2 protein-coding genes are annotated in these 2544 nt (G+C 45.2%); both read right to left on the minus strand.

What is annotated here, in order from left to right; genetic code table 11:
* Positions 1 to 36: 36 nt before the first annotated feature.
* Positions 37 to 804 carry an IS21-like element helper ATPase IstB gene (istB, locus tag PT964_RS26260; protein WP_274366318.1) on the minus strand — a complete coding sequence of 256 codons (768 nt, stop codon included), beginning with the start codon at positions 802 to 804 and terminating at the stop codon, positions 37 to 39.
* Complete coding sequence (istA, locus tag PT964_RS26265; RefSeq protein ID WP_274366319.1) at positions 801 to 2345, minus strand: IS21 family transposase; 1545 nt, start codon at positions 2343 to 2345, stop codon at positions 801 to 803. Before istA ends, istB begins: the two co-directional genes overlap by 4 nt.
* Between the last annotated feature and the right edge of the window lie 199 nt (positions 2346 to 2544).

Below are 2544 nucleotides of genomic sequence, written 5' to 3' on the forward strand. Positions count from 1 at the left end.
TGTAGCCGTCAAGTAAAATTGAACACTTTTTGCTGATTAATTTTGAACACTTTCATCCCTAAATATGGTAGTGCGATGCCTCATGCGGTAACTCGGACCACGTAGATGAATGACCTCTGCTCGATGAATAATCCGATCTAAGATCGCTGTAGTTATGGCGGGATCCCCCAGCAATTCACCCCATTCATTCGGAGCCTTGTTTGACGTCAGAATAATGGAAGCCCGGTTATACAAATCGTTTATTAAATGAAAGAACAGATTCGCTTCACTTTGATCCATCGCCATAAACATTAAATCATCGATGATGACCAAATCAGACTCGCGGATTCGTTTCATTCTTGCCAGAGATCTTCGAGTGATCTCCTCCGTTTTCAGAGTTTGAATGAGATCACCCATCGAAACAAATGACACTTTGTACCCTTGCAGTATAGCCTCAATTCCTAGGCCAATCGCCAAGTGTGTTTTTCCCAAGCCAGGCGGTCCAAGTAAAATGAGATTGTACACTTGGTCCAGCCAGGTAAACTCCCTGAGCTGCAGAAATTGTTTTTTGCTTAGCGATTGTTGCTCTGCTAAATCAAATTCATCTAACGTTTTACGGAAGGGAAAGGAAGCCCATTTCAAACGCTTCTCAATGAGCTTTTTCTCCCGGCGTTCTTGCTCATAACGCAGCAGGTGGTCTAAGAACGTGCGGTATGTCCATTCTTCGCCTTCAGCTTGCTGAATGAAGTCCGGTAAAGCTTTTGCTGTTTCAACGAGCTGTAAGCTGCGTAATTGTTCTTGTAGCCGTTCTAAGGTGACACTCATGCGGGCTCACCTCTGAGGATGGCCGCATATTCATCGAAACTGCGGATTTCCGGCTTGGTGTCGATCACGGATGAGTTCAGTTCATTCAGCGGCTTCATGGATGTCTTAGGCTTTGCAATGTGTTCATTGTTCAACTGGCGTTGGCGGTGGAGGTATTCCACGACGTCGTTAAATTCCGCCGCACTGAACAACCTCCGCTTCATACATTCTTGTAAAGCCTTATTCCTCGTTATGGTGTCCGTCGAATCCAGCATCTTGCAGAGTATCCCTAATTGATCCCGTATGTAACGGGGGTAAGACTTACGAATTTCCTCCAAGAAGGCGAATGCCGCCTCAACATCGTCGAATTGTTTAGCGACTGTAGCGATGTAAGACTCAATCCCTTTGGTTCGATCGCGCCGGTGCTGAGTGGCTTGAATCAATTTCCCTTTTCCATGATGGATGGCGTGATCGGCTAAAACCTCTCCATCGGGCTTGTCTTTGATGATTAAGCGATCTCCAGCTGCTTCCGAGACGTAGACTTCTTTGTGCTTTCCATAGGTTCCAAGTGGGACAGAATACCGGTTGGAAGAGTAGAGAACAGTGTTGTCCTTTCGAACCGTTCTTGGTATACTCGAATCAACGTTTTTAATATTTATTTGGTTTGTGACCGGTCTTAAGTGTTGCTTTTCCAGGGTGAACACTTCGATCGGTCTCTTTTTTGTTGTATTGTGAACCTTGCCGTTTCCGGTTCTTTCGAGCCAAGCGGTACACTGCTCGTTCCAATGATCCAAATTGAAAAAGGTGCGATGTTTGGCAAAATTCTTCTTTATGTAGCCAACCACGTTCTCAATCTTTCCTTTGCTCTCGGGATCCGCTTTACGGCAGATGTGCAGGTTCAGTTCTCTTTCTGAGCGATACGTCTGAAACTCTGCCGTTAGAATGATATCTCCGCCATTTTCGCTTACCACAATGAGAGAATCTTGATCATACACCAACTCATGAGGAATCCCCTCAAAGGCTTTAAAGGCATTTTCGTGAGTCCGAATAACATCCCTTGTAGTAAACGGCCGATCTAGCCATTCGGCATATTTATACCGGGAATGGGAAAGCACAAAGCTGATGAAGTACAATTTGATCTCCTTCCCATCTGCTGTTTTCTGTGCGGTTTGACCGAAATCCACTTGAGCTTGCTGTCCCATAGGTAGGTCTGGAATCGCCTCATAGCTCCTTACGCTCAGGGTCTTGGGAATCTGATGTTCTTCCCTTAACAGCCGTACATAATCTCGTACGGTGCTTTCTCCGACCTCAAGCAAATTCCTCTCCTTCAGCCAGTCATGAATCTGAGCTGAAGAAAGATCCGGATGTTCCTTTAACCACGAAAGAATTAATTGCCGATGGGGATCGCATTTCTTGGTTCTTTCCTTAGCGGCAGCCATCCAAACCGCCATTTCCTCTGGTGACTTCGACAAATATTCGTATACCGTTGTTCTAGATATCCCCAACTTCTTTGCAATTTGACTGACTTTAAATCCTCGCTCTTTCAATTGATGAATTTCCATATACACTTTCCACTTATCCACCTTTCGCTGCCCTCCACCTGATGTAATATTCTGAAGCACTATATTACACTGAATGGAGGAGGATATTGGCTGGCAATTTCCGTTAGGGGCCGCCCCTAACACTGCCTCTGCATATCTTTGGTAAATAAGTGTTCAATCTTATCTGTCGGTTTCTGTCTACTCTAGTCTAGCATTCACA

The organism is Paenibacillus thermotolerans, from assembly GCF_028745515.1.
In the GTDB taxonomy this organism is placed as follows: Bacteria; Bacillota; Bacilli; order Paenibacillales; family YIM-B00363; genus Paenibacillus_AE; species Paenibacillus_AE thermotolerans.

Excerpts from the sequence above, each read along its gene's own strand:
- istB (WP_274366318.1), bottom strand. The coding sequence starts at position 804 with ATGAGTGTCACCTTAGAACGGCTACAAGAACAATTACGCAGCTTACAG.
- istA (WP_274366319.1), bottom strand. The coding sequence starts at position 2,345 with ATGGAAATTCATCAATTGAAAGAGCGAGGATTTAAAGTCAGTCAAATT.